The 22,677-nt window shown below is 63.3% G+C and carries 22 protein-coding genes; 17 read left to right on the top strand and 5 right to left on the bottom strand.

Annotated elements, in window-relative coordinates; translation table 11 throughout:
- Positions 1-27: 27 nt before the first annotated feature.
- From tfrA to Q0520_RS00265, 4 genes are all read left to right on the top strand, one after another.
- On the top strand, positions 28-1,650 hold the full coding sequence (gene tfrA, locus Q0520_RS00280; RefSeq protein WP_298665143.1) for a fumarate reductase (CoM/CoB) subunit TfrA: 1,623 nt from the start codon (positions 28-30) through the stop codon (positions 1,648-1,650).
- Positions 1,647-3,107: a fumarate reductase (CoM/CoB) subunit TfrB gene (gene tfrB, locus Q0520_RS00275; protein WP_298665138.1), complete on the top strand. Its 1,461-nt coding sequence runs from the start codon at positions 1,647-1,649 to the stop codon at positions 3,105-3,107. Before tfrA ends, tfrB begins: the two co-directional genes overlap by 4 nt.
- A gap of 178 nt (positions 3,108-3,285) precedes the next feature.
- A complete protein-coding gene (locus Q0520_RS00270; protein ID WP_298665135.1) occupies positions 3,286-5,277 on the top strand; it encodes a monovalent cation:proton antiporter family protein in 1,992 nt (663 codons plus the stop codon).
- Positions 5,278-5,351: 74 nt separating this feature from the next.
- Positions 5,352-7,343 (top strand): monovalent cation:proton antiporter family protein, encoded by a 1,992-nt coding sequence (locus Q0520_RS00265; protein ID WP_298665133.1) that lies wholly within the window; start codon positions 5,352-5,354, stop codon positions 7,341-7,343.
- Between the two features lie 2 nt (positions 7,344-7,345).
- Here Q0520_RS00265 and Q0520_RS00260 read toward each other — a convergent pair whose 3' ends face one another.
- Entirely contained in the window at positions 7,346-8,497 is a 1,152-nt protein-coding gene (locus Q0520_RS00260; protein WP_298665130.1) for an FAD-dependent oxidoreductase, read from the bottom strand.
- A gap of 919 nt (positions 8,498-9,416) precedes the next feature.
- Entirely contained in the window at positions 9,417-9,917 is a 501-nt protein-coding gene (locus Q0520_RS00255; RefSeq protein WP_298665127.1) for a rubrerythrin family protein, read from the bottom strand.
- Between the two features lie 162 nt (positions 9,918-10,079).
- Between Q0520_RS00255 and radC the strand changes: the two genes are divergently transcribed.
- Entirely contained in the window at positions 10,080-10,736 is a 657-nt protein-coding gene (gene radC / locus Q0520_RS00250; RefSeq protein WP_298665124.1) for a DNA repair protein RadC, read from the top strand.
- A 13-nt stretch (positions 10,737-10,749) separates the two neighbouring features.
- On the top strand, positions 10,750-11,628 hold the full coding sequence (locus Q0520_RS00245; protein ID WP_298665121.1) for a cation diffusion facilitator family transporter: 879 nt from the start codon (positions 10,750-10,752) through the stop codon (positions 11,626-11,628).
- 575 nt (positions 11,629-12,203) lie between these two features.
- On the opposite strand, the gene Q0520_RS00240 is transcribed toward Q0520_RS00245, so the two are convergent.
- Positions 12,204-12,803 (bottom strand): flavodoxin family protein, encoded by a 600-nt coding sequence (locus Q0520_RS00240; protein WP_298665118.1) that lies wholly within the window; start codon positions 12,801-12,803, stop codon positions 12,204-12,206.
- A 115-nt stretch (positions 12,804-12,918) separates the two neighbouring features.
- Between Q0520_RS00240 and Q0520_RS00235 the strand changes: the two genes are divergently transcribed.
- The 7 genes from Q0520_RS00235 (at position 12,919) to Q0520_RS00205 (ending at position 17,796) form a co-directional block, all read left to right on the top strand.
- Complete coding sequence (locus tag Q0520_RS00235) at positions 12,919-13,143, top strand: hypothetical protein (protein ID WP_298665115.1); 225 nt, start codon at positions 12,919-12,921, stop codon at positions 13,141-13,143.
- Positions 13,144-13,166: 23 nt separating this feature from the next.
- Positions 13,167-13,292 (top strand): desulfoferrodoxin FeS4 iron-binding domain-containing protein, encoded by a 126-nt coding sequence (locus Q0520_RS00230; protein ID WP_298665112.1) that lies wholly within the window; start codon positions 13,167-13,169, stop codon positions 13,290-13,292.
- A 4-nt stretch (positions 13,293-13,296) separates the two neighbouring features.
- Positions 13,297-13,638 (top strand): carboxymuconolactone decarboxylase family protein, encoded by a 342-nt coding sequence (locus tag Q0520_RS00225; RefSeq protein WP_298665109.1) that lies wholly within the window; start codon positions 13,297-13,299, stop codon positions 13,636-13,638.
- Between the two features lie 18 nt (positions 13,639-13,656).
- Positions 13,657-14,295, top strand: coding sequence for a peroxiredoxin (locus Q0520_RS00220; protein WP_298665107.1), 639 nt, complete (start codon positions 13,657-13,659; stop codon positions 14,293-14,295).
- An 81-nt stretch (positions 14,296-14,376) separates the two neighbouring features.
- Positions 14,377-16,557 (top strand): PAS domain S-box protein, encoded by a 2,181-nt coding sequence (locus Q0520_RS00215; RefSeq protein WP_298665104.1) that lies wholly within the window; start codon positions 14,377-14,379, stop codon positions 16,555-16,557.
- A gap of 8 nt (positions 16,558-16,565) precedes the next feature.
- A complete protein-coding gene (locus Q0520_RS00210) occupies positions 16,566-17,183 on the top strand; it encodes a flavodoxin family protein (RefSeq protein WP_298665102.1) in 618 nt (205 codons plus the stop codon).
- Positions 17,173-17,796 carry a flavodoxin family protein gene (locus Q0520_RS00205; RefSeq protein ID WP_298665099.1) on the top strand — a complete coding sequence of 208 codons (624 nt, stop codon included), beginning with the start codon at positions 17,173-17,175 and terminating at the stop codon, positions 17,794-17,796. Before Q0520_RS00210 ends, Q0520_RS00205 begins: the two co-directional genes overlap by 11 nt.
- Here the strand turns inward: Q0520_RS00205 and Q0520_RS00200 are convergent.
- The gene (locus Q0520_RS00200; RefSeq protein ID WP_298665096.1) at positions 17,771-18,373 is read right to left on the bottom strand and encodes a peptidase M50; all 603 of its coding nucleotides are present in this window, start codon (positions 18,371-18,373) and stop codon (positions 17,771-17,773) included. The two genes, Q0520_RS00205 and Q0520_RS00200, sit on opposite strands and share 26 nt — an antisense overlap.
- Before the next feature lie 76 nt (positions 18,374-18,449).
- Here Q0520_RS00200 and Q0520_RS00195 point away from each other — a divergent pair, with 76 nt between their 5' ends.
- Positions 18,450-18,734, top strand: a complete 285-nt coding sequence (locus Q0520_RS00195; protein ID WP_298665093.1) for a chorismate mutase — start codon at positions 18,450-18,452, stop codon at positions 18,732-18,734.
- 1 nt (position 18,735) lies between these two features.
- Here Q0520_RS00195 and Q0520_RS00190 read toward each other — a convergent pair whose 3' ends face one another.
- Positions 18,736-21,240 carry a U32 family peptidase gene (locus tag Q0520_RS00190; protein ID WP_298665090.1) on the bottom strand — a complete coding sequence of 835 codons (2,505 nt, stop codon included), beginning with the start codon at positions 21,238-21,240 and terminating at the stop codon, positions 18,736-18,738.
- Positions 21,241-21,381: 141 nt separating this feature from the next.
- Here Q0520_RS00190 and Q0520_RS00185 point away from each other — a divergent pair, with 141 nt between their 5' ends.
- From Q0520_RS00185 to Q0520_RS00175, 3 genes are all read left to right on the top strand, one after another.
- A complete protein-coding gene (locus Q0520_RS00185) occupies positions 21,382-21,723 on the top strand; it encodes a carboxymuconolactone decarboxylase family protein (RefSeq protein WP_298665086.1) in 342 nt (113 codons plus the stop codon).
- A gap of 123 nt (positions 21,724-21,846) precedes the next feature.
- On the top strand, positions 21,847-22,188 hold the full coding sequence (locus Q0520_RS00180; protein ID WP_298665084.1) for a carboxymuconolactone decarboxylase family protein: 342 nt from the start codon (positions 21,847-21,849) through the stop codon (positions 22,186-22,188).
- 97 nt (positions 22,189-22,285) lie between these two features.
- A partial coding sequence (locus Q0520_RS00175; protein WP_298665081.1) for a type I 3-dehydroquinate dehydratase occupies positions 22,286-22,677 on the top strand: 392 nt, incomplete at its 3' end.

Genomic DNA, 22,677 nt, shown 5'->3' with positions numbered 1-22,677 from the left:
TACTGACACTTCCCACGCTATAATAGGATGCGCACGCGGGAAGTAATCGACTGCCACACCCTTGTCATCGGGAGTGGCGGCGCCGGAGTGAGGGCGGCGATCGAGGCCGACCGGTATGGTGAGACGGTCCTCCTCTCGAAGAGCATCACCGGAAAGGGAGGGTGCACGACGATGGCGGAGGGCGGTTTCAATGCCGTTCTTCGGGAGGGCGATACCTGTAGCGTGCACGCAGAGGACACCATGAGAGGGGGGGCGTACCTTAATGACCCGGCCCTTGTTCAGGCGCTTGTCGCCGACGCCCCTGCGCGCCTCGCCGACCTCGTATCCTGGGGCGCCGTCTTCGACGCTTCGGCCGACGGCGAGGTGGCGCAACGATCTTTCGGCGGGCAGAGTTTCCCGCGGACCTGCTATGCCGGCGACCGGACCGGGCACGAGATCATGGCGACCCTGATGGAACGTCTCCGCGGGAGCGGGGTCGAGCGGATCGAGGAGACCGCCGCCATAGACCTCCTGAAGGACGGGGAGAGGGTCTGCGGCGCCCTGGCCCTCAACAAGAAGGGCGAGATCTTTGCGATCCGGGCAGACGCCGTTGTCCTTGCCGCAGGCGGGGGGGCGAGGGCCTATGATGTCTCCACAAACTCGGGGACCGGGACAGGTGACGGGTTCGCCCTCGGTTACCGGGCAGGTGCCGACCTCATCGACATGGAGATGGTCCAGTTCCACCCGACCGGTGCCGTGTACCCGTACGACGCCCGCGGCCGCCTTGTCACCGAGGCGGTGCGGGGCGAGGGGGGGCGCCTCATCAACACAGCGGGCGAGCGCTTCATGGCGCACTATGACGCGAAGAGGATGGAACTCTCCACGAGAGACGTCGTCGCCCGCGCGATCGCCACCGAAGTGCTTGAAGGCCGGGGGACGGCGAACGGCGGTGTCTGGCTCGACGTCACCCATCTCCCGGCAGAGACGATCGAGGAGCGCCTGCCCGTGATGCTGGCACAGTTCCTCAGGTTCGGCGTCGACATCAGGAAAGAACCGATGGAGGTCGCCCCGACCGCCCACCACATCATGGGCGGCCTTCGCATCACCCCCGAGGGGCAGACAAGCCTCCCGGGCCTCTTCGCCTGCGGCGAGACCGTGGGCGGGGTCCACGGGGCAAACCGTCTCGGCGGCAATGCACTTGCAGACACGCAGGTCTTCGGGAAGAGGGCGGGCGAGGCCGCAGGCAGGGCGCCGAAACGCCCCGCAAAGATCGACCCGGCACAGGTCGAGGCGCAGGAGAGGAGGATCGCCGCCTTCTTCGAGGGTACGGAGTCCCCCGACAGTGTGAAGGGGTGCCTCCAGCAGGCGATGTGGAGCGGCGCCGGGATCAGGCGGGACGCGGCCGGTCTGAAGAGGACCCTTGCAACCGTTGAAGAACTCTCTGCGGCACCTCTCAGGGCGGCGACACCGCGGAACCTCGTCGAGTGCTGCGGGGTGCAGAACCTCTGTACGATCTCGACGCTCATCTGCCGGTCTGCCCTCCTCCGGCCTGAGAGCCGCGGCGCCCACTGGCGGACTGACGTCGTCCAGACCTGGGACGCCCGGACCTCCCCCTTCGGCCACACGCACATCAGCCGTGCCGGGGCTTCCATCGAGGAGGTGAGGGGATGAAGACCATCACCTTTACAATTGTGCGTTTCGACCCTGAGTCGGATAGAGCGCCCCATGCCGAGGAATATTCCGTCGACGTGCACGAGGGGGCGCGGGTGCTCCACGCCCTCCATGCCGTCCATGCCCGGGACCCGTCCCTCGCCTATCGCTGGTGCTGCGGGTCAGGCCAGTGCGGGAGTTGTGCGGTCCGCGTGGACGGCGACCCGGCCCTTGCCTGCATCACCGAAGCACGCAACGGCATGGTCATCGCACCTCTCGACCTCCCTGTGGTGAAGGACCTCGAGGTTGACCTTGCACCGTACCTCGGCCGCCTGCCCGCCATCGTCCCGGGTGGGTGTGCGGGTTTCCCGAAAAAGAAAGAGATCGAGGCGATCAAGCCCCTGCGGGAGTGTATCGAGTGCATGTCCTGCGTCTCGGTCTGCCCGGCCCTGAAGGTGACGGACTTTGCCGGGCCGACGGCTATGCGGCAGGAACTCCGCCTCGCCCTCGACCCCAGGGACGCCGGCGACCGCGTGGCCGAAGCCGTTGAGAAGGGGCTCTTCTGCTGCACAAGTTGCCAGAAGTGCTGGAAGGTCTGCCCGAAAGAGATCAGGATCCCCGGGAAAGCGATCGAGAAACTCCGGGAGATCGCAAACAGGCAGGGCCTCACCCTCCCGAGGCACGCCGAGGTGGCAGACCTTGTCAGGACGACCGGCAGGAGCGTCGCCAGGACAAAGGAGACCCTCCTTGAACAGGTGCCCGAGGTGATCGAGCCGTACGGCAAGGTGCGGGCTACGGTCGGGTTCTTTGTGGGGTGCATGTACAACGGCCGCCTGCCCGAGACCGCCCTCGACATGCTTGAGGTGATGCGGAGGAACGGCATCAGGGTGGTCATCCCGCACGAACAGGTCTGCTGCGGGTCGCCCCTGATCAGGACGGGTCAGACCACCTTCCTCGACCACCTGAAGAGGCGGAACATCGAGGCATTCAGGACGCGGAAGATCGACACGGTGATGACGATGTGCGCCGGGTGCGGGTCGACCCTGAAGCACGATTACACAACCCCTTTCAGGGTGATGGACGCCACCGAGGTGCTGACTGCGTACGGGATCGAGGAACCGGCAAAACTCCACCTCACCGCGACCTACCATGACCCCTGCCATCTCCTGCGGGGACAGGACGTCCGCGACCAGCCGCGGGAACTCCTCAAACTGGTCGTCGACACCTTTGTCGAGACGCCGAACCAGTGCTGCGGGTCGGGCGGCGGTGTCCGCGCCGGCATGCCCGAGGAGGCGGCCGCACTGGGGGAGATGCGGGGCGAGGCCTTCGAAAAGAGCGGGGCAGACATCGTCATCTCCTGCTGCCCCTTCTGCGAGTTCCACATCTCCGAGCACACAAAACTCCCGGTGAAAGACCTCATGACCCTGCTGCGCGAGGGGTACGAGGAGAAAGACCGGCGCAAAACCTCTGAACCCTGATCCCCTCATCGCCACTCTTTTTCCGGCTTCTGTCCGACTGTCTACAGGGGTATGCCCGGTATATTCCCGGTATATTTCCGGCAGTCCCCCTCAAGTCGTGCGACACCTTCATGATTCCGCAACCGAAATGTCATCTATCATAGAAATACGGACATAATGTCCCCCACCGAAGATATCCATGCCCCTCGAAGACCAGTACCTTACCGAAGTCCTCATCATATTCACGCTTTCCATTGCGGCCCTTGCGTTCTGCCAGCGGATGAAGGTCCCCGGCATCGTTGCCTTCTTCCTCACCGGCGTGCTCGCAGGACCGTACGGTCTCGGCCTCATCGGTGATCAGGCAGACGTCCAGACCCTTGCAGAGATCGGGATCGTCTTCCTTCTCTTCACCATCGGCATGGAGATGTCACTGAAGAGTCTCTTTGAGATGCGAAAAGGGATGCTTCTTGGAGGCGTAATCCAGATCGGGCTAACAATTGCGTGCGTCGCCCTCGTCGCCTGGTCTTTCGGCCTCCCTCTCCCCGTGGCCGTCTTCTTCGGCATGCTCCTTGCCCATACGAGCACGACGGTGATGCTGACGATCTTCCAGCACCGCGGCGAGATGGACACCCCGCCGGTGAAACTGGCCCTCGGCATCTCTGTCCTCCAGGACCTGAGCACGGTCCCGATGATCCTGATGGTCCCCATGCTCGCCGGGATGGACGCCTCCGGGCTTCTCCCCTCCCTCCTCACCTTCGTCGCCGGTCTCGTCCTCCTCGCCGTGGTCGCGGTAAGTGCACTCTGGGTCGTACCCCGCCTGCTCTACCACGTCGCACGGCTGAAGAGCCGGGAACTCTTCATACTCACCGTGATCTCTCTCTGTCTCGGCACCGCCTGGATCACCTCGCACCTCGGTCTCTCCCTCGCTCTCGGCGCCTTCCTCGCCGGCCTGATCATCTCCGAGTCCGAATACTCCCACGAGGCCCTGAGCACTGTCACGCCGTTCAAGGACGTCTTCACGAGTTTCTTCTTCGTCTCGATGGGGATGCTCCTTGACACCGCCTTCTTCGCCGGCCACGCTGTCGAGATCCTCGTCCTCATCGCCGTCGTCATCATCGGGAAGGCCGTCATCGGAGCAGTCGCCGTCCTGCCGGCGAAAGTGCCGCTCCACACGGCGGTCCTCACCGGCCTTGCCATCGGCCAGATCGGAGAGTTCGCCTTCATCCTCTCCCAGCCCGGCATCGAGTACGGCCTCCTCAGCCCTGAACTCGAGCAGGTCTTCCTTGCGGTCGCTATCGGGACAATGGCCCTCTCACCCTTCGTCGTTGCCACCGCTCCCGGTGTCACCGCCGCGTTCAGTCGCCTCCCTCTCCCGGCCTGGCTCTGTAACGGGGAGAGGCCGCCCGCCAGCAAGCCCGCGGCAGGAAATGAGGGGAACCACCTGATCATCATTGGTTTCGGGCCTATGGGGAGGCAGATGGCACGGGCGGCACAGAAGGCCGGCATCAGGTACGTGGTCGTCGAACTCAACCCCGAGACCGTGCGGCTGGAGAAGAAGAAAGGGGTACCGATCTTCTTCGGGGATGCGATCAACGAGGGGGTGCTCGACTACGCCGGCATCAAGAGTGCACGGGCTGTTGCGGTCACCATTCCCGACGGGAGGACAGCGGAGCACATCACGGCAATAGCCCGGAGGATCAGCCCGAAGTGCACCATCATCACCCGTACGCGGTACATGGGGGACCTTCTCCCGCTGTATGTCCTCGGCGCCGACGAGGTCGTCTCCGAGGAGTTTGAGACGACGGCGGAGATGCTCACCCGTGTTCTCACCTGTTACTCCCTGCCCCGGGACGAGGTCGGGAGGGTGGTCGGTGCGATGCGTGAGGAGAAGTACGCGATGTTGAGGCAGGTGAACCTGCACCTCCCCCGCCTCAGGGACTTCGGTGCCAGTCCCGGCGACATGGAGATTGTCACGATGCAGGTGAGCGAAGGAGCACCTATCGCCGGCCTGACCCTTGCCGGCATCAACCTCAGGCAGACCTACGAGGTGGCGGTGATCGCCGTTGCACGGGGGACGGAGAGGTTGACATGTCCTGACGGCGGGACGACCATCCAGGTAGGGGATGCCTGCGTCCTCATCGGTTCCCGGAAGAAGATCGCCGGGGTTGCAGACCTGTTCAGGGGCGCCTGAACACCCCGGATAGGGTCACCCACCCGAAACACTAAATGATATGGGCCTCGATCCGGAAGGATCAGGAGGCCCCCATGGACACCGCCATCCTCGACAACGTCATCATCATATTTGCCCTCTCCATCGCAATCATCTTCGTCACCTCGCGCCTGAACGTGCCCGGGATCGTCGGGTTCCTCCTTGCGGGGATCGTTGCCGGACCCCACGCTCTAGGGCTCGTGCAGGAGACGACGACAGTCGAGGCACTTGCCGAGATCGGGGTGGTCCTCCTCCTCTTCACCATCGGGATGGAGTTCTCGTTCACCGATCTCATGCGGATACGGCGAGCCGTCTTCGCCGGCGGCACCCTCCAGGTCGTCCTGACCGTGACGGCGGTGGCCGCGGGTGCATGGATCGCCGGCATACCCCCTCCGCAGGCCGTCTTCCTCGGTTTCATTCTCTCTCTTTCCTCGACGGCGATAGTCCTCTCCCTCCTGCAGGAACGCTCGGAGGTCGAAAGCCCGCACGGGAGGGTCACTCTGGGCATCCTCATCTTCCAGGACCTTGCGATCATCCCCATGATGCTCCTTGTCCCGATGCTGGCCGGGACAGACGGGACGGGGGGGATGTCAGTCCCCCTCTTCATCGCCACCACTGCGGGGATCATCGGGTTTGTCGTCGTATCGGCAAAATGGATTGTCCCGGCCGCCCTCTACCATGTCGCCCGCCTGCGGATGCCGGGGATCTTTCTCCTTTCCGTCCTTGTCATCTGCCTCTTCACTGCCTGGCTCACCCAGAGCGCCGGTCTCTCTCTCTCCCTCGGCGCCTTCCTTGCCGGCCTGATCATCTCGGAGTCCGAGTACTCCCAGGACGCCATCGGCGCTGTCATACCCTTCAAGGAGGTCTTCACGAGTTTCTTCTTCGTCTCGGTCGGCATGCTCCTCGACGTCGGTTTCTTCCTCGCCCACCCCCTCTCCATTCTCATCATCACCGGGGGTGTCATCGCCGCCAAGGCCCTTGTTGCCGGCGGTGTCACCCTTGCCATCGGCCACTCCCTCCGCGCAGCCGTCCTCACGGGTCTTGCGATCAGCCAGATCGGCGAGTTTTCTTTTGTCCTCTCCAGTGCCGGCCTCGGTGCCGGTCTTATTGACGGGACACTGTACCAGGCTTTTCTGGCGATGGCGGTCGTCACGATGATCGCCACACCCTTCGTCTTCTCCGCGGCGCCGAAGGTCGCCGACAGGGCGATGCGCCTCGACCTCCCGGAGAGGATCAGGCGTGGGGCGATCAGGGAGACCTTCCCGAAAGAGCCGAAGATGAAAGACCATATCATTATCATCGGTTTCGGTATCAGTGGGAAGAACGTTGCCAGAGCGGCTCGGGCGGCGAAGATCCCCTATGTGGTCATAGAGACGAACCCGGAGACGGTGAGACTGGAGAGGGCGAGGGGGGAACCTATCCACTACGGCGACGCCACGCGGCGGGCGGTCCTCGGTCATGCCGGGGTCAGGACGGCGAAGGTGCTCGTCATCGTCATCTCCGATCCCCCGGCGACACGGCGGATCATCACCACCGCCCGCCAGGCAAATCCGCACCTGCGGATCATCACCCGCACGCGGTATGTCGACGATATCGACGAACTCACCGGCCTCGGTGCGGACGAGGTGATACCGGAGGAGTATGTCACCTCGATCGAGATCTTCACCCGTATCCTCGTCGCCTATCTCATCCCGCGGGACGAGATCGAGCGTTTTGCTGCAGAGGTGCGTGCCGACGGCTACGTGCTCTTCAGGTCCAGGGAGGCCGCTCTCCCCGGCCTCCACGACATCGGTTTCTACCAGACCGGTGTGGAGGTGGAGAGTCTCCGGGTCGGTGAGGGGGCGGTCATTGCGGGCATGACGCTTGCCGGTGCCGACCTGCGGCGGAAGCACGGTGTCACCATGCTTGCCGTCAGGCGTGGGAAGCAGGTGTTCGCCGCCCCGGACGGCGAGATGACGGTGCTGCCGGGAGATGTCTGCGTTGTCATCGGACCGGAGGAGAAGATCGCCGCCGTCGACCACCTCTTCAGGGAGAGAAAGGGGAAGTGAGGTCAGCGGGAGAGCAGGTACATGTGTGCTTCCAGTGCCGCCTTCGCACCTTCACCGGCGGCGATGATGATCTGCTTGCCATGGATGGAGGTGACGTCGCCGGCCGCAAATATGCCGGGCACGCTTGTGTGACAGTTCTCGTCCACGACGATCTCGTTGCCGGGATTGACCCTGACAAGGCCGCGGACGGCGTCAACATTCGGTTCGTGGCCGATCTCGGCGAAGACGCCGTCGACGGCGATCTCCTCCTCTGTTCCGGTCTCTTTCTCCCGGATCTTCATGCCCGTGAGCACCGCCTCCCCGATGAGGCCGGAGACGACGTAGGGCTGGTGGACGACCACGTTCTCCTTCGCCTTCAGGATGTCGAGATAGACGGCGTCGGCCCTGAGTGTGCTCCTGACGACGAGGTGGACGCTCCGCGCGATCTTCGCCATCTCGATCGCCGCAGTCACGGCGGCATTGCCCCCGCCGACGACGGCGACGTCCTTGCCCCGGAAAAGGGGGCCGTCACAGGTGGAGCAGACGGAGACGCCCCGGCCCCAGAACTTTTCCTCGCCCTCGACACCGAGGCGGCGGGGTCTGCGGCCGGTGGCGACGATGACGCTCCTCGCCCTGACAGTCCGGTCGCCATAGGTGGTGACGACGAATGTGTCGTCCTCTCTCCTGACGCCGGTCGCCCTGTCGAGTTCGAGGTTGATGTTCAGGTTCCGTGCCTGCTCCTCGAACTTCGCCATCAGGTCCTCGCCCGAGACCATCCGGTAGCCCATATAATTCTCGACCGCCCAGCTCTCCATTGCCTGCCCCCCGATGTTCTCCGAGATGATCAGGGTGGAGAGGAGTTTTCGCGTGGTGTACACCCCGGCAGTGAGGCCGGCGGGTCCGGCGCCCAGGATGACGACATCGTAGAGTTCATCCTTCTTCCCGGTGCCGAAGAGGGCGTTGAGGCGGGGTGCGTCGAAGCCGACGATCACCTCGTCCCCCACCACTGTCACCGGGACGCCGAGTTGCTTCGAGACCTGGAAGAGTTCCCGGGCCGCCTCCTCGTCCTCGCCGACGTCGATGTCCTCGTATTCTATCCCGTGTTTTTTCAGGAAGGCCTTGACCATCCGGCAGTACGGGCACTGCTTTGTGGAGTAGACTTTCACCTCCGGCATGGGGGGGGAGTTGGGAGGCGGAAATAAAAGGGTTGTGCAGGAGATGGGCGGGGGGGACCGGCGACGACCCTTCCACCTTCGCGCCGGGTTTGCACCAGGGCGGTGGAAACATGGCGGCCGTAGAAGGGGAGCGTTCCTGACGTCTATGTGTGTACAGAGTACAATATGAGAAGTGTGTACAGATACCCCGGTAAATTTGCACACCACCCGGAGAACACACGGCACGCCCGCGGCCGCGGGGGCGGGGTGTGTGGTGCTGTGAAATCCGGGGTGGTGCAAACGTCGGCGAGCACCCGGCGTGCATGGCTCCGTTGCCTGATCGAAGACTGCAGGCGACGGATCTCCCCGGTGCAAAACCGGCGCGAAGGAGAGAAAACTGGTGCAATGGTGTAAAAGGCAGGGGACCGCAGTCTCCGCTTTGCAATCTCGGTATGGTGTATCCGATCCACTATTCCCGACGTTTTTCAAAGAACCGCCGGGAAAGAATGTTTCGCTATCTCTGTAGAAATCCTCTGGATTGCATCTCTGCGGGGGGCTGGCCGCTCGAAAATCAAATATTTTCTCGATTCACTTCGTTCATCCCCCCGATCCCTCGAAAGCCTCTGGCCTCTGGCTTTCTCGAACTCGCTACCGCTCGTTCCCCGCATCAGGATAGAACTGGGAACGGTAAATCCCCCTTTGCGTCCATTGATTTTGCCTTCCTGACACAATCGCAATTCCAGGTACGACCGGAGGGAGTTAGAGAAGGTCGAAGACCTTCGAGGTACGACCGGAGGGAGTTAGAGAAGGTCGAAGACCTTCGAGGTACGACCGGCTCGAAGATGTAGGAAGGCAGTTGAGTCACTCTCGTAACCAGAAAAGGTGAGGGTTTTTACAAAGCCGTCTCGCGAGCGATTATCCAAGAAAAAAAGGAGAGGGTTTATTCAACCTTGATGAAGTTCTTCCCGGCCTCGCCGCAGATCGGGCACTTCTCCGGCGCCTCCCCGATCTCGATGTTCCCGCACCAGGGGCAGAGGAAGACCTTTGCGTCATCAAAGTCCTTCCCGGCGAGGACGGCCTCAAGCGCCTTCTTATAAAGGCCGGCATGGACCTGCTCGGCCTTCATCGCATGGGTGAAGGTGACCGCGGCCTCGGAGTTCCCCTCCTTCTTCGCCTCTTCGACGAAGGCCGGGTACATCTCGGTGAACTCGTCGGTCTCGCCGGCGATGCTCCCCTGGAGGTTCTCGGCCGTCTTCTTGATCCCGCCCATGACGGAAAGTTCGCGCTTTGCGTGGATCGCCTCGGCCTGCGACGCGGCGCGGTACAGGCGCGCCACGTTCTTGAAGCCTTCCTTGTCGGCCTTCTCCGAGAAGGCGAGGTACTTGCGGTTCGCCTGCGACTCGCCGGCAAATGCCGCCTTGATATTCTCCAGTGTTGCCATGACCCTCACTTCGACAGGCATCCATAAAAAAATATTCCCGCCTCTCGATACCGGGCAGGACATAATAAATCATCTCTGTCGATTCAAGCACCCAATAGGGCATATATTCCGGAGAAGGAGGTATTCAAAGGTTTATATACTGCAGGGTCGGATCACCCCCTGATGAAACAGATGCGGGAGGTGCCCCCCCACCAGCGGCCGCGGGAGAAGATCGCGGCGAAGGGCGCCGGCGCCCTCACCGACCGCGAACTCATCGCCGCGATCATCGGGAGCGGCGTGGCCGGGCGCGACGTACTGGAAGTCGCACGGGAGATCGAGGGTGTGATCGCGGACTCGTGCGTCCCGCCGTACGACGACCTTGTGAGGGTCCCCGGCGTCGGTGAGGCAAAGGCCTGCCAGATCACCGCCGCCTTTGAACTTGCCCGGCGCCACCTCCTCCCTGTGGAGACGCGGGTCACCTGCCCGGCCGACGTCCTCCCCCTCGTGAAGTACCTCGCCGACAGGCAGCAGGAATACTTTGTCTGCATCTCCCTGAACGGCGCAGGAGAGGTCGTCGGCAACAGGGAGGTCACGAAAGGGCTCATCAACTACAGCCCGGTCCACCCGCGGGAGGTCTTCGCCGACGTGATCACCGACCGGGCGACCTCGGTGATCTTCGTGCACAACCACCCGTCGGGAAGCCTCCAGCCGAGCAGGGAGGACGTCGCCATGACGAAACAACTCGTGGCCGCCGCGGACATCCTCGGCATCAGGGTGCTCGACCACCTCATCATCACGAAGAAGGGCCACCTCTCCATGCGGGAGGCAGGACTCCTCTGAGGGGGGGTAGGCGATGGAATACGGCCGGGTCAGGCGGACACTCTGGCTCATCCTCGCCCTGAACATCATCGTAGCCGTCGCAAAGGCGGTCTTCGGCCTCATGGCCGGTTCGATGTCCATGGTCGCCGACGCCCTTCACTCCTCCTTCGACTCGGCCTCGAACATCATCGGCCTTGCCGCCACCGGCATCGCCGCACGTCCCCCCGACAGGAATCACCCGTACGGCCACGCGAAGGTCGAGACCTTCGGCACCCTCCTCGTCGGCGGGATGCTCCTCCTGACCGCCTACTGGGTGATCAGCGAGGGCGTCGATCGCCTCACCACCGGCGCCGTCCCCCAGATCACCGCCCTGACAGTCGGCGTGATGGTCGCCACGACCGCCATCAACATCTTCGTCGCCCTGTACGAGAGGCGGGTGGGAGAGGAACTCGGGAGCAGTTTTCTCATCGCCGACTCCGAACACACGAAGAGCGACGTCTTCGTCTCCCTCTCCGTCCTCGGGGGTTTCGTCGTCGTGTACCTCGGTTACCCCCGGGCCGACCCCCTCATCGCCCTTGCCATCGGGGTGCTCATCGGCAGGATGGGTTTTTCCATCATACGGGAGGCGGGCATGGTCCTCACCGACGCCGCCACCGTGCAGTGCGAGGAGAATGTGGAGGAGATCGTCGCCGGAGTCCCGGGCGTCCTCGGGTCGCACGAGTTCAGGTGCCGGGGTGCACCTGGCGAACTGATGGCCGACATCCACATCACCGTCGACCCCGGCATGACCGTCGAGGAGGCGCACGGGATCGCGGAGAGGGTCGAGGCCGCGATCAGGGAGGGTATCCCGGGCATGAAGGAGGTGATCGTCCACGTCGAACCCGGCGAGAAGGACGGGAGGGAGAGGGTCTGAGGGAGTGGTTCCGTAGGAATTCCTGTTCTGGAGGCCCTGTTCGGGGGGACTGCCCCTAAAAAAATACGTTCCGTAGCACATCATAGATGTGCACGCACAGGAAAATCTTTGATTTCCCATACATGGCAAACGGAACATTTGCCTGCTCTGGATATCTCCGATCTCCTGTGTTCTCGACTCCTACGGTCGTTCCCCCGAAAATCGATATTCTCTTCGCCCTTCCCGGGCCAATCCTAAGTTGGGGGTCTGGGGGGCGAACGGGGTGAGTTGAGAAAATCTTTGATTTTCGAGCGGCCCCCAGCTCAGATTGTGGGGAAGGCGGTGGATCGGCACTCACCTCCGGGGGACTACGCCCCCGGACCCCCGCTCGGGATAGGAGTGGGATGACAATCCTCCGCGTCGGGATCTCTGTCTGCTCTTACGGAGTTAGATCTTAATTTCTGGGGACGACCAGGGGCGTTGAGAAACCGAAGGTTTCACTGTGCGAACGAAGTGAGCTCAAGAAGACCGATAGATCTTCGCTGCAGTCCCGCGTCACAGGCACTTGTGGACAGGAATATCCCGGAGTCGCTACATCATACCTTCTTCCCGATCACCCGGCAGAGTTCCTTCCCCTTCTCGTAGGCGGCCTCGACGACCTCGGGCCGCGTCCTGATGTCCCGGACATGGTCCATGTCTCTCTGGAAGATACCCTCCCAGTACGGGCAGTCGATGATCTCGCAGAAGGTCCGTGTCGTCTGGAGGGCGCCGTCGAAGTTGTCCGGCAGGTTCATGCCCGAGATGCAGATGAAGAGGGTTTTTCTCTCCTTCCGGCGTTCTCGTGAGATGAAAGGATCCCTTCGCATGTACTTCGCCATGTAAAAGACCTGGAACCGGTCCATGAAGGACTTCAACTTGCCCGGGATGCCCATCGTCATGACCGGCGTGGCGATGATCAGGCCGTCCATCTCCCTGAACTTCCTGTAGTACGGCGTCAGGTCGTCCTGCATCTGGCAGTCTTCGTGGGCCATGCAGTGGAGGATCTCCATGCAGGGCTGGAAATTGAGGTACGGCACCATCACCTTCTCGACCTCGCACCCCGCCTCCTCCGCACCCTCCACCGCCTTATTGAAGAGGTACGCGGTGTTGCCGCCCCGGACGGGGCTTCCGAGGAGGGCGATGATCCTTTTTGGCATGTGTTCGACCTCGGCCTGATGCTCTATATAATTATTCCTGACCCGGCGATGCCGCCCGCGGCACTGAGCAAAGAATATATAAAAGGGATTATAATCTCTCGCCGGTGAAACAGGGATGGCAGAAAAACACAGGGAAGTGAAAGCAGGCCAGAAGGTCGGGCCGGGCACCTATGTCTGCATCGACTGCGGCCGCGAACTGAAGGTGACCGAGGCCGAGAGGGACCTCGTCAAGTGCCCGAGTTGCGCCTGCGAGAACTACCAGTGCTTCCCGATGACCCATATCAGGCCCGACATCAAGACGCCGGAAGACGCCGTTCACCCGCCAAAGCGGAAGAAGTAAGTCCAGCACCGGGGCGAGGAAAGATGGTCAATGTCGAGGAAGTGGGGCAGGTCTTCATCTGCGAGATCTGCGGCAACGTCGTTGAAGTGAGAGAAGTGGGAGGAGGAGAACTGGTCTGCTGCGGCGAACCGATGGTCCTCCAGGAGTAAGAAAATGGAGAAGCAACTGAAGGAACTGGAAGAGAAGATCGGGAAGGTCCCGAAGATCTTCGCTGAACTGAAGACGGTCGAACCCGACCTCTACGAGAAAGTGATGGGCCTCGACCAGATGGTCTGGGCCGACGGCGCACTCTCGAAGCAGACGAAGAAGGTGCTCGCCATCGCCGTCGCCGCCGCACTCAGGGACCGCCACGCCGTGCGGGCCCAGATGGCAGGGGCGAAGAGCCTGGGCGTCAAGAAGGAGCAGATCGAGGAGGGGCTCAGGGTCGCGTTCCTCCTTGCCGGCATGCCCGCCTATGTCTACGGCAAGGCGGCCCTCGAGGAGTTCATGGGATAGGGGAGGCGGAGGCGACAGATGGAAGAAGCGCATCCCCTCCCCATCATCGGGGAGGCGGCACCCGACTTCGAGGCGGTGACGACCCAGGGCCCCCTCAAACTCTCCGACCTCCGGGGTAAATGGGTCGTCCTCTTCTCCCACCCGGCAGACTTCACGCCGGTCTGCACCACGGAGTTCGTCGCCCTTGCACGGGCATATCCCGAACTTGAGGCCCTGAACGTGAAGTTGATCGGGCTCTCCATCGACAGCGTCCACTCTCACCTCGCCTGGGTGAAGAACATCGAGGAGAAGATGGGCGTGAAGATCCCCTTCCCGGTCATCGCCGACCTCGATATGAGCGTCGCAAAGAAGTTCGGCATGATCCACCCGGGCGCGAGCAGCACGGCGACGATCAGGACTGTCTTCTTCATCGACCCCGAGGGGACGATGCGGGCGATGATCTACTACCCCCTTACAAACGGCCGGTACATCCCCGAGATCGTCAGACTGGTGAAGGCCCTCCAGACGACCGACCGGCACAAGGTCTCGACACCGGCGAACTGGCAACCGGGGGAGAAAGTCGTCGTGCCCCCGCCGAAGACTGCGGCGGAGATGGAGAAGCGGGCGAAAGAAGGTTACGAGTGCAAGGACTGGTACCTCTGCTTCAAGACGATCTGATCTTCCGGGGGGACGCCGCCCCCTCCCCGTCTCTCCGACCGCCCGCACCTTCAGCAGGTGAACAGATCAGAACACTAATACGTGATAGCGCCTGTCATTGAACTTGACATGGAGGGTATACCCGAGGCCGAGCGGCAACTCGCCACACTGTTGAGCAACCTCCCGGGGATGGTGTACAGGTGTGGGAACGACCCCGCCTATCCGATGGAATTCGTGAGCGAAGGCTCTTATGACCTCCTCGGCTACCCCCCTGCCGCTCTCACCGGCGGCGCCGTCATGTACGGCAACCTGATCCACAGGGACGACCGCGACCATGTCTGGAAAGAGATCCAGGAAGCCATCAGGACGGGTGGTCCCTTCAGGGCGACCTACCGCGTGAGGACGGCGACCGGTCGCGAGAAATGGGTCTGGGAACAGGGCAGGGGGGTATTCGACCACAAAGGACGTCTTATCGCCCTGGAGGGGTTCATCACCGACATCACCAGGCAGGTACACCTGCAGGAGGACCTCAGGCAGCGTGAACTGCAGCAGAAGGCGATCCTGGACAACATCCCCGATATGGCCTGGCTCAAGGACAGGGAGGGCAGGTTCATTGCCGTCAACAGGGCATTTGAAGCCGCCACAGGCCGGAAGGCCGGGGACGTCGTCGGCCAGACCGACGAACTGGTCTGGCCAGGGGATATTGCAGCAAAGCACCAGGCGGAAGACGAGATGGTGATGGCTTCAGGGAGGAGGATCGCCATTGTGGAGCCGCTCAGGAGGGCCGACGGTTCGGAAAGATGGGTGGAGACGGTAAAGACGCCCGTCGCGGACAGCGCAGGCCGGGCGGCCGGGACAGCGGGGATCTCGCGGGACGTCACCGACAGGAAGGAGATGGAAGAGGCCCTGCGCGAGAGCGAGGAGCGGTACCGCCTCTTCCTCCAGAACTTCCCGGGCATTGCCTTCAGGACAGACGCCGAACTGAGACCTGTCTTCCTCCACGGCAACGTCGAAGGGATCACCGGGTATTCTGAAGCCGAAGTCATCACCCTGACCGGGAAGGGGGACACGATCATCCAGCCGGCAGACAGGGAGGCCTATGCGGCATGCTTTCAGGGTGCCCTCACACGGGGAAGTCCGGCAACGGCCGATATCAGGATCCTCACGAAGGGCGGGGAGGTCCGGTGGCTGCACCTCCAGGTCCAGCCCGTTCCCGGGCCTGACGGACTGCCGAAAGGGGTGCAGGGTGCGTTCTATGACATCACCGACAGGAAGCAGGCCGAAGAGAAGATCAGGGACCTTGCAAGGTTTGCAGAGGAGAACCCGGGACCTATCGTCAGGGTGAGCGGGACGGGCAGGATCCTCTATGCCAATGAGGCGAGCGGGAGACTTCTTGCAGCATGGGATACCGGTGTGGACGGGGCCATCCCGGGGCCATGGCAGGAGATCGTTGCCGAAACACTGGAGACAGGCCAGAGGCGGAGCAGGGACGCAGAGGCAGACGGTACAGATTACACTCTCACCTGCGTCCCGGTGCCCGAGGGGGGGTATGCAAACCTCTTCGGTGTCGACATCACCGAGAGAAAGGCAATGGAGTGCGCCATACAGGGGGCGAACCGGAAACTCAACCTCCTCAACTCCATCATCCGCCACGACCTCCTCAACCAGATCACCGTCCTCCAGGGCTATCTCGAACTTGCCGGTCTCGAAGACACCGACTTCCCCTATCTCGGGCGTCTCACCGAGACCACGGAAAGGCTCAGGCGCCTCGCCGAGTTCACGCGCGACTACCAGGAACTCGGCGTCAGGGGACCGGTGTGGCAGGGGGTCAGGGGGGGGATCGGCAATGCCTTTGCCCAGCGTTCTCCGGAGGGAATCGCTTTTGAGGCAGAGGTAGACCCCGAACTCTCCATCCTCGCCGACCCCCTCCTCGAACGGGTCTTCTACAACCTTGTGGACAACACCACCGTGCACGGCGAAGACGCAACGGCGATCCGTCTCGGTGTCGCTGCGACGGATGAAGGGGTCACTCTCATCTACGAAGACAACGGAGTCGGTGTGCCCGCCCAGGATAAGGAAGAGATATTCAAGCGCGGGGCAGGGAAGCACAGTGGTCTCGGCCTCTTCCTCTCGCGGGAGATCCTCTCCCTCACCGGGCTTACTATCAGGGAGACAGGCGTCCCCGGGGAGGGGGTGCACTTTGAGATCGACGTCCCGAAAGGGCGGTTCAGGTATAGCCGGGAGGCTCCGGACCGCCAACCTTTTTGTGACGCCGGGCGATAGGAGATGCAATGGCAATCCATGTCCTCGCAATCGCCGGGAGCCCGCGCCGGCACGGGAACTCAGAGACCCTCCTCGACTGGGTGATCGCCGCCATGGAGGCGGAGGGGGCCGACGTCGAGAAGGTCGTCCTCGACGAGGTGGACGTCAACCCCTGCCGAGGCTGCAATGCCTGCGAGACCCTGAATAAATGTGTCCAGAGGGACGACCTCGACTGGCTCGGCGAAAAACTCCTCGACGCCGAGTGCGTCGTCCTCGCCGCCCCGATCTACTGCATGGGGATCTGCTCGCAGGCGAAGGCCCTCATCGACCGTGCGCAGGTCTTCAGGTCGAGGAAATATGTCCTCAAACTCCCGGTCGTCCCGCCCGAAAGGAAGGGAAAGAGGCTCGGCGTCTTCCTCTCGACGGCCGGGCAGAAATGGGAGCATGTCTTTGACGGCGCGGTCCCGAGCGTGAAGTGTTTCTACCATGTGATGGAGATCAGGGACAGCGACATCTCCTATCTCATGGTGAACGGTGTCGATTATGCCGGCGAGATCGAGGACCACCCGACGGCGAGGGCAGACGCGGAGGCCCTGGGCAGGAAACTCGTGCAGGAACTGAAGGGGCGGTTCGGCAATGACTGTTAAGGTGCTCGGGATCTCGGGAAGCCCGCACAGGCACGGGAACACGGAGACTCTCCTCGACACTTTTCTCGAAGGGGCCGAAGGGGCGGGTGCGGAGGTCAGGAAGGTGGTGCTCCGGGAACTCTCGTACACGGCGTGCCGCGGCTGCAATGCCTGCCACAAGAAAGGGGACTGCATCGTGAAGGACGACCTGACCTGGCTTTTCGAGCAGATCAGGGAGTCCGACGTCCTCGCCCTCGCCTCGCCGATCTACTCCATGGGGATCACGGCCGAGATGAAGGGGTTCATCGACCGTGCACAGTTCCTCTGGGCGCAGAAGTTTGTCCTGAAGACGCTGTTCTTCCCTGACGAGCATATACGGAGGCACAAGGGAGTCTTCATATCGACGGCGGGACAGAGCTGGGACCATGTCTTCGACTCGGCGTATCCGATGGTGACGGCCTTTTTCAACGGCACCGGTTTTGAGTACTACGACAATATCATCGCAAACAACATGGACGAGTATGGCGGGATCAGGGGTCACCCGACCGCTCTTGTCGACGCAAAAAAGAAGGGGGAAGAGGTTGTCGCCGAGGTGCTCTCCCTCAGGTCTACAGGAATGTCAGTGCGGCGATGAGTGCGGCGAAGGCGGCGACGAAGATCACCGCAAAGACCCGCATGTCCCATTCCAGCACTTTTTTTCCGTCGAGGACGCTCACCGGGAGCATGTTGAAGGCGGCGAGCATGGCGTTGATCTGGACGCCCATGATGCCGATCAGCCAGATGAGCATGTTTCCAAGCGCTCCGCCGGCAAGGAAGACGCCGAAGAAGACCCCGCAGAGAGCGAGGTTTGTCACGGGTCCGGCCGCAGAGATGATGCCGTTCTCCCTCTTTGTTGTGGCGCCGTAGATCATGGTGGCGCCGGGTGCCGCAAAGACAACGCCGACAAGGGCGGCGAGGACGACTGCGACGACGAGCATGGTGTTGTCTTTCTCGAACTCTGCCCAGTAGCCGAAGTGCATGGCCGCGAACTTGTGGGCGAGTTCGTGGAGGACGAAACCGACCCCGACGGTGAGGAGGGAGACGACGAAGATGAGCAGGAAACTGGTGAGCGTGATCCCGCCCCGTACATAGAGGAGGCTGAAGGCGACGGCGATAGCGGCCCAGGCGATGAGGAGGTCACGCCGTTCCCGCCGCGGGATTCTTTCGAGCATAGAAGATCGTGCGCCTTCCGGAGGTATATCCCTGTGGGTCGGCACGGTTTTGTACTCTGGGGGTAATCCAACAGGCATGGCAATCGCGGAGATCAGGAAAGAACTGGATGCGGTGGACTCGCGGATCATCGCCCTCATCGCCGAAAGGCAGGCAATAGCCGGGCGGATGGCCCACGAGAAGTACCTGGCCGGGGCCGCGGTCAGGGACGAGGGGAGGAGGCGGGCCCTGCTCGAACAGGTCTTCAATGAGGCGGTGGAAAAAAACATCAACCCGGTGCAGGTCAGGAAGATCTTCGAGATACTCCTCGATATGAGCGAGGAGAGGCAGCGCGAGTGTACGGGGGAGGGGAACCTCCCCTGAATCATTCTGTGCCGTGGACGAAGGCCCCGACGGTGATCCCGCCCAGGGATAGGGCCTTCGCACGCGCCTTCAGGTCCGCGGAGACGTGGCCGTCGAGGGCCTCGCGGTAGATGCCTGTCATCTCGCAGGCATATGCGGGGCCGCGCCTGCGGGCGTCGACGGCGATGCCGCCGACCCCGGCGGCGATGAGGGCGGGGAGGCGGTCGAGGAGGCAGGTCTCGACGGCGTTGCCGATGGAGGTCCGGCACTCCCCGGCGGGCCAGAGGGGGAAGGTCATGCCCTTCTCGTCCCTGATGCCGAAGGCGTCGCCGTCCCCGCACCCGGCAGGGCACCCGAGGGCGGTGGCGGGGGGGCAGTCCTCGGTGACCATCGCCTCGACGACGCCCTGCACGAGGACTTCGACCGCAGGTGCCCCGGCAGGGAGGCGGGCGACAAGGGCCCTTATGTCGTCACCCGAGAGTTCGGGGGAGAGCGTGATAAGGGCGAAGTCGTCGTGGGCGGCGACGGCCTCGGCGTTCCAGATGTTGAGGCCGGACGCCCCGTACAGGGGCATGCCGGGGAGGGCTTTCCTGACCGCAGGGGCACACCCGTGCCCCTCGACCATGACGCCGGCGACGCCGGCGGGACTGAGGAGGGGGAGGGCGGCGTCAAGGTAACTGCGCCGCACGATCTTCGGCCACTTCCACACGAGGGGGACGCCTGCCGCCGCCCTGACGGCAGAGGCAAGCGCCTCCGCGGTGCACTCCGCGGGCTCGAAGTAGATGCGTCCGGCACCGGCGGCGGAGGCGGCCCGGACGCCCGCAGTTGTGTCCGTGTAAACGGAAAGCACCGGCTTTTTCTCCTCCGCTGTTTTTCCTCCGGCTTTCAGTGCGGGGAGGAGGGCGGAAAGCCGCGCACGGGCGGCGGCGATCTCCCCTGCCGGCGGCCGCGACGCCTCGCAGAGAGACCTGCCCGCCTCCTCAAGGAGGCTCCGCCGCAGGGCGTTGAGGTATGATGGCGGGGCGAAGAGGCCACCGGGGTAGGCGAGGTCGAGGTCGCCGACGACGTAGGGCGTGCCGCCGGTGCGGCGGAGGTGCTCCGCGATCTGGTCTGCGCTCAGGGGCCGCGTCCGGGCCTTCCCCATCGGTCCGTCGCCCCGCACGGTGATACGCACCGGGCGACCCCGGCCCCTGACCGGCGTGCAGGCGGCCTCGACGACAGGCGTGCCGTCCTCCTCCCACCGCACAGAGGCGTCGATCCTGACGGTCTGCCTCTCCTGCCGCAGGACCTCTTCAGCCCAGGACTCGAGGGCGGCGCGGCGGGTGATGGAGACGACCGCACCTTTCGGCGCAGGCCGAGGCATCCTGACCAGCACGCCGTCCCTGCCCGTCTTCGGCGTCCCGCGCACCACGCAGCCGAACTCCCCTTCAGGGGAGGAGACGGCGAGGCCGTCCCCGTTCTCCGGGGCAAGGGGGCCGTCGAGGGCGACCGTCGCCTCCATCCTGCTCTTCGAGAAGGCGACGACCCGGCCTATCGCAACGCCGCGGTTGTCAGGGCGCTCAGGGCCGATGACGCCGCGGTGCCTCTCGCCGCAGAGGTACCCGGTCGTGAAGCCGCGGGTGAAGGCGAAGGCAAGGGCCTCTTCGTCCCGGGGCGAGGGCGTCCAGCGTCCCTCCGCGATGACGTCGAGGGCGCGGCGGTAGACTGCGGTGACGACCGCCACATAGGCCGGGGCCTTCATCCTCCCCTCGATCTTCAGGGAGGAGACCGGCGCCGCGACGACGCGGTCGAGGACAGGGTACAGGCAGATGTCCTTTGTCGAGAGGAGGTAGCGGTGGGGGAGGCGGATGGGCTTCATCCGCACGGGTCGGCCGTAACGGTCGTACTCCCCCTTCATGAGGGCGTAGGGTTTCCGGCAGGGCTGGGCGCACGCTCCCCTGTTCCCGCTCCGGCCGCCGATCACCGAGGAGAGGAGGCACTGGCCCGAGTAGGCATAGCAGAGAGCACCGTGGAGGAAGACTTCCAGTTCGCACCCCGTCTCCTCAAGGACGGGCCGCATCGCCTCGATCTCGGCGAGGTTCACCTCGCGGGCGAGGACGACGCGGGAGCACCCCGCCTCTGCAGCCCACCTGACGCCCTCCGCGGTGGTGACCGTCATCTGCGTCGAGGCGTGGACGACGAGGTCGGGGACGAGGGAGCGGGCAAGGCGGAGGACGCCGGCGTCCTGCACCAGGACGGCGTCGACGCCGATCTCGGAGAGGAAGAGGAGATAGTCGGCGAGGGCCGGGAGTTCGGCGTCGTGGACCAGGGTGTTGACGGTCACGTGCACGGCGACGCCGCGGATATGGGCGTAGTCCACGGCCTCACGCAGGGCGTCGTCGTCGAAGTTCGCCGCGAAACGCCGGGCCGAGAACCGCGTCCCGCCGAGGTACACGGCGTCGGCTCCGGCGGCGACGGCCACCTTCAGCGCCTCCATAGAACCAGCAGGAGCGAGGAGTTCCGGGATCTTCACCGTTTTCGTGTGCATAGATAGGGGTGAAGGGGATAAATCCCTTTCAGAGGGGGCATCCGGGGGAGCGAGCGGGCCGGGACGAGATCAACGGCATTATGGGCCCATCATAGAATTTCCCAGACATTTATCGGAGATCTTCCCCAAAGAATGGGTATCATGACAGACACGAAGACATACCTGTGCCAGTTAGCGCAGACACGAAAGGACCTGGAGGCCTTCGACCCCGAAGCATGGGGTGCCTTCTCCGCTCTCGTACAGACCACCTCAAAGGACGGTGCCCTGCCGGCAAAGGTCAAGGAGATCATCATGGTCGCCCTCGGCGTCGCCGACCACTGCCAGTTCTGCATCGCCATTCACACGAAGCGGGCCATCGAGGCCGGGGCGACGAGGCAGGAGATCATGGAGGGGGCCATGATGGCGATCACGATGGGCGGCGGGCCGTCGATGGCCTTCATGCGCTACGTGGTCGACGCCTGCAACGAGTTCGGGGCGGAGTGAATATCCCGGTCGTTCCCGTTCTGACGGCGGATGCGGTAACCGGGATGGTCTAAAGGCACAGCAACCATCGGGAATGTTTCATACGCCTTATCAGGGAGGAGGGCGAGAAGGATAGATGATAGCATGACCGAAGCAACAAAATATCTCGAACAGGTCCTGCGGACAAACCGCGAGGTCGAGGCCTTCGACCCGAAAGTCTGGAACACCTTCCTCGCCTTCGTCCATGAAGTCTGCAAGGACGGCGCCCTGCCGGCAAAGTTCAAGGAGATCATCCTGATCGCCCTTGCGGTCGCGGACCACTCCCCCTTCTGCATCACCCTCCACACCAAACTGGCGATCGAGGCCGGGGCATCGAAGGCCGAGATCATGGAGGGCGCCCTCCTCGCTTCGGCGATGGCAGGCGGGCCGGGGATGGCGTTCCTCAGGTACGTCCTCGACGCCTGCGAAGAGTACGGGGCAGAATAAACCCGGAAAAACTCTGTAGGATTCCTGTTCTGGCGTACCTGTGCCGGGGGACTGGAGAGACAGAGATATAACAGGTGACGGAGTGATACCTCAGAGTATGAAGACCGTCGTCTCGCTGACGAGTCCTGACGAGATCCGGAAAGCGGTGGCACTCGGCGCCGATGTCATCGAACTCAGGTTCGATCTCATGGGAGAGGACCTGTCGTCGGCGATGGCAGGATACAACGTGGAGTGCCCGGTCCCGATCATCGCCACCCTGAGGAGCAGGGACGAGGGGGGTAGGTTCGCCGGCGACCCTGAACAGTGGTTCTCGACTGTCCAGCCCTTCCTCGACCTCGTGGACTACGTGGACGTGGAGAGGAAGTTCAGGAAATTTGCCCCGATGGTCTGCTGCCGGCACACCCCGGTCATCGCCTCGGCGCATATCAGGTACATGCCCTCTCCCGACGACCTGCGGGCAATCGAGAGAGACCTCAGGTCGTACGGCGA

Origin of the sequence: uncultured Methanofollis sp. (assembly GCF_937919355.1) — an archaeon.
Lineage (GTDB): Archaea > Halobacteriota > Methanomicrobia > Methanomicrobiales > Methanofollaceae > Methanofollis.
The sequence above is the reverse complement of the archived record's forward strand: the minus strand, read 5'-3'. Positions and strand labels throughout refer to the sequence as shown.

Coding starts and splice junctions, on each gene's coding strand:
- tfrA (WP_298665143.1), top strand. CDS start 28: ATGCGCACGCGGGAAGTAATCGACTGCCACACCCTTGTCATCGGGAGT.
- tfrB (WP_298665138.1), top strand. CDS start 1,647: ATGAAGACCATCACCTTTACAATTGTGCGTTTCGACCCTGAGTCGGAT.
- Q0520_RS00270 (WP_298665135.1), top strand. CDS start 3,286: ATGCCCCTCGAAGACCAGTACCTTACCGAAGTCCTCATCATATTCACG.
- Q0520_RS00265 (WP_298665133.1), top strand. CDS start 5,352: ATGGACACCGCCATCCTCGACAACGTCATCATCATATTTGCCCTCTCC.
- Q0520_RS00260 (WP_298665130.1), bottom strand. CDS start 8,497: ATGCCGGAGGTGAAAGTCTACTCCACAAAGCAGTGCCCGTACTGCCGG.
- Q0520_RS00255 (WP_298665127.1), bottom strand. CDS start 9,917: ATGGCAACACTGGAGAATATCAAGGCGGCATTTGCCGGCGAGTCGCAG.
- radC (WP_298665124.1), top strand. CDS start 10,080: ATGAAACAGATGCGGGAGGTGCCCCCCCACCAGCGGCCGCGGGAGAAG.
- Q0520_RS00245 (WP_298665121.1), top strand. CDS start 10,750: ATGGAATACGGCCGGGTCAGGCGGACACTCTGGCTCATCCTCGCCCTG.
- Q0520_RS00240 (WP_298665118.1), bottom strand. CDS start 12,803: ATGCCAAAAAGGATCATCGCCCTCCTCGGAAGCCCCGTCCGGGGCGGC.
- Q0520_RS00235 (WP_298665115.1), top strand. CDS start 12,919: ATGGCAGAAAAACACAGGGAAGTGAAAGCAGGCCAGAAGGTCGGGCCG.
- Q0520_RS00230 (WP_298665112.1), top strand. CDS start 13,167: ATGGTCAATGTCGAGGAAGTGGGGCAGGTCTTCATCTGCGAGATCTGC.
- Q0520_RS00225 (WP_298665109.1), top strand. CDS start 13,297: ATGGAGAAGCAACTGAAGGAACTGGAAGAGAAGATCGGGAAGGTCCCG.
- Q0520_RS00220 (WP_298665107.1), top strand. CDS start 13,657: ATGGAAGAAGCGCATCCCCTCCCCATCATCGGGGAGGCGGCACCCGAC.
- Q0520_RS00210 (WP_298665102.1), top strand. CDS start 16,566: ATGGCAATCCATGTCCTCGCAATCGCCGGGAGCCCGCGCCGGCACGGG.
- Q0520_RS00205 (WP_298665099.1), top strand. CDS start 17,173: ATGACTGTTAAGGTGCTCGGGATCTCGGGAAGCCCGCACAGGCACGGG.
- Q0520_RS00200 (WP_298665096.1), bottom strand. CDS start 18,373: ATGCTCGAAAGAATCCCGCGGCGGGAACGGCGTGACCTCCTCATCGCC.
- Q0520_RS00195 (WP_298665093.1), top strand. CDS start 18,450: ATGGCAATCGCGGAGATCAGGAAAGAACTGGATGCGGTGGACTCGCGG.
- Q0520_RS00190 (WP_298665090.1), bottom strand. CDS start 21,240: ATGCACACGAAAACGGTGAAGATCCCGGAACTCCTCGCTCCTGCTGGT.
- Q0520_RS00185 (WP_298665086.1), top strand. CDS start 21,382: ATGACAGACACGAAGACATACCTGTGCCAGTTAGCGCAGACACGAAAG.
- Q0520_RS00180 (WP_298665084.1), top strand. CDS start 21,847: ATGACCGAAGCAACAAAATATCTCGAACAGGTCCTGCGGACAAACCGC.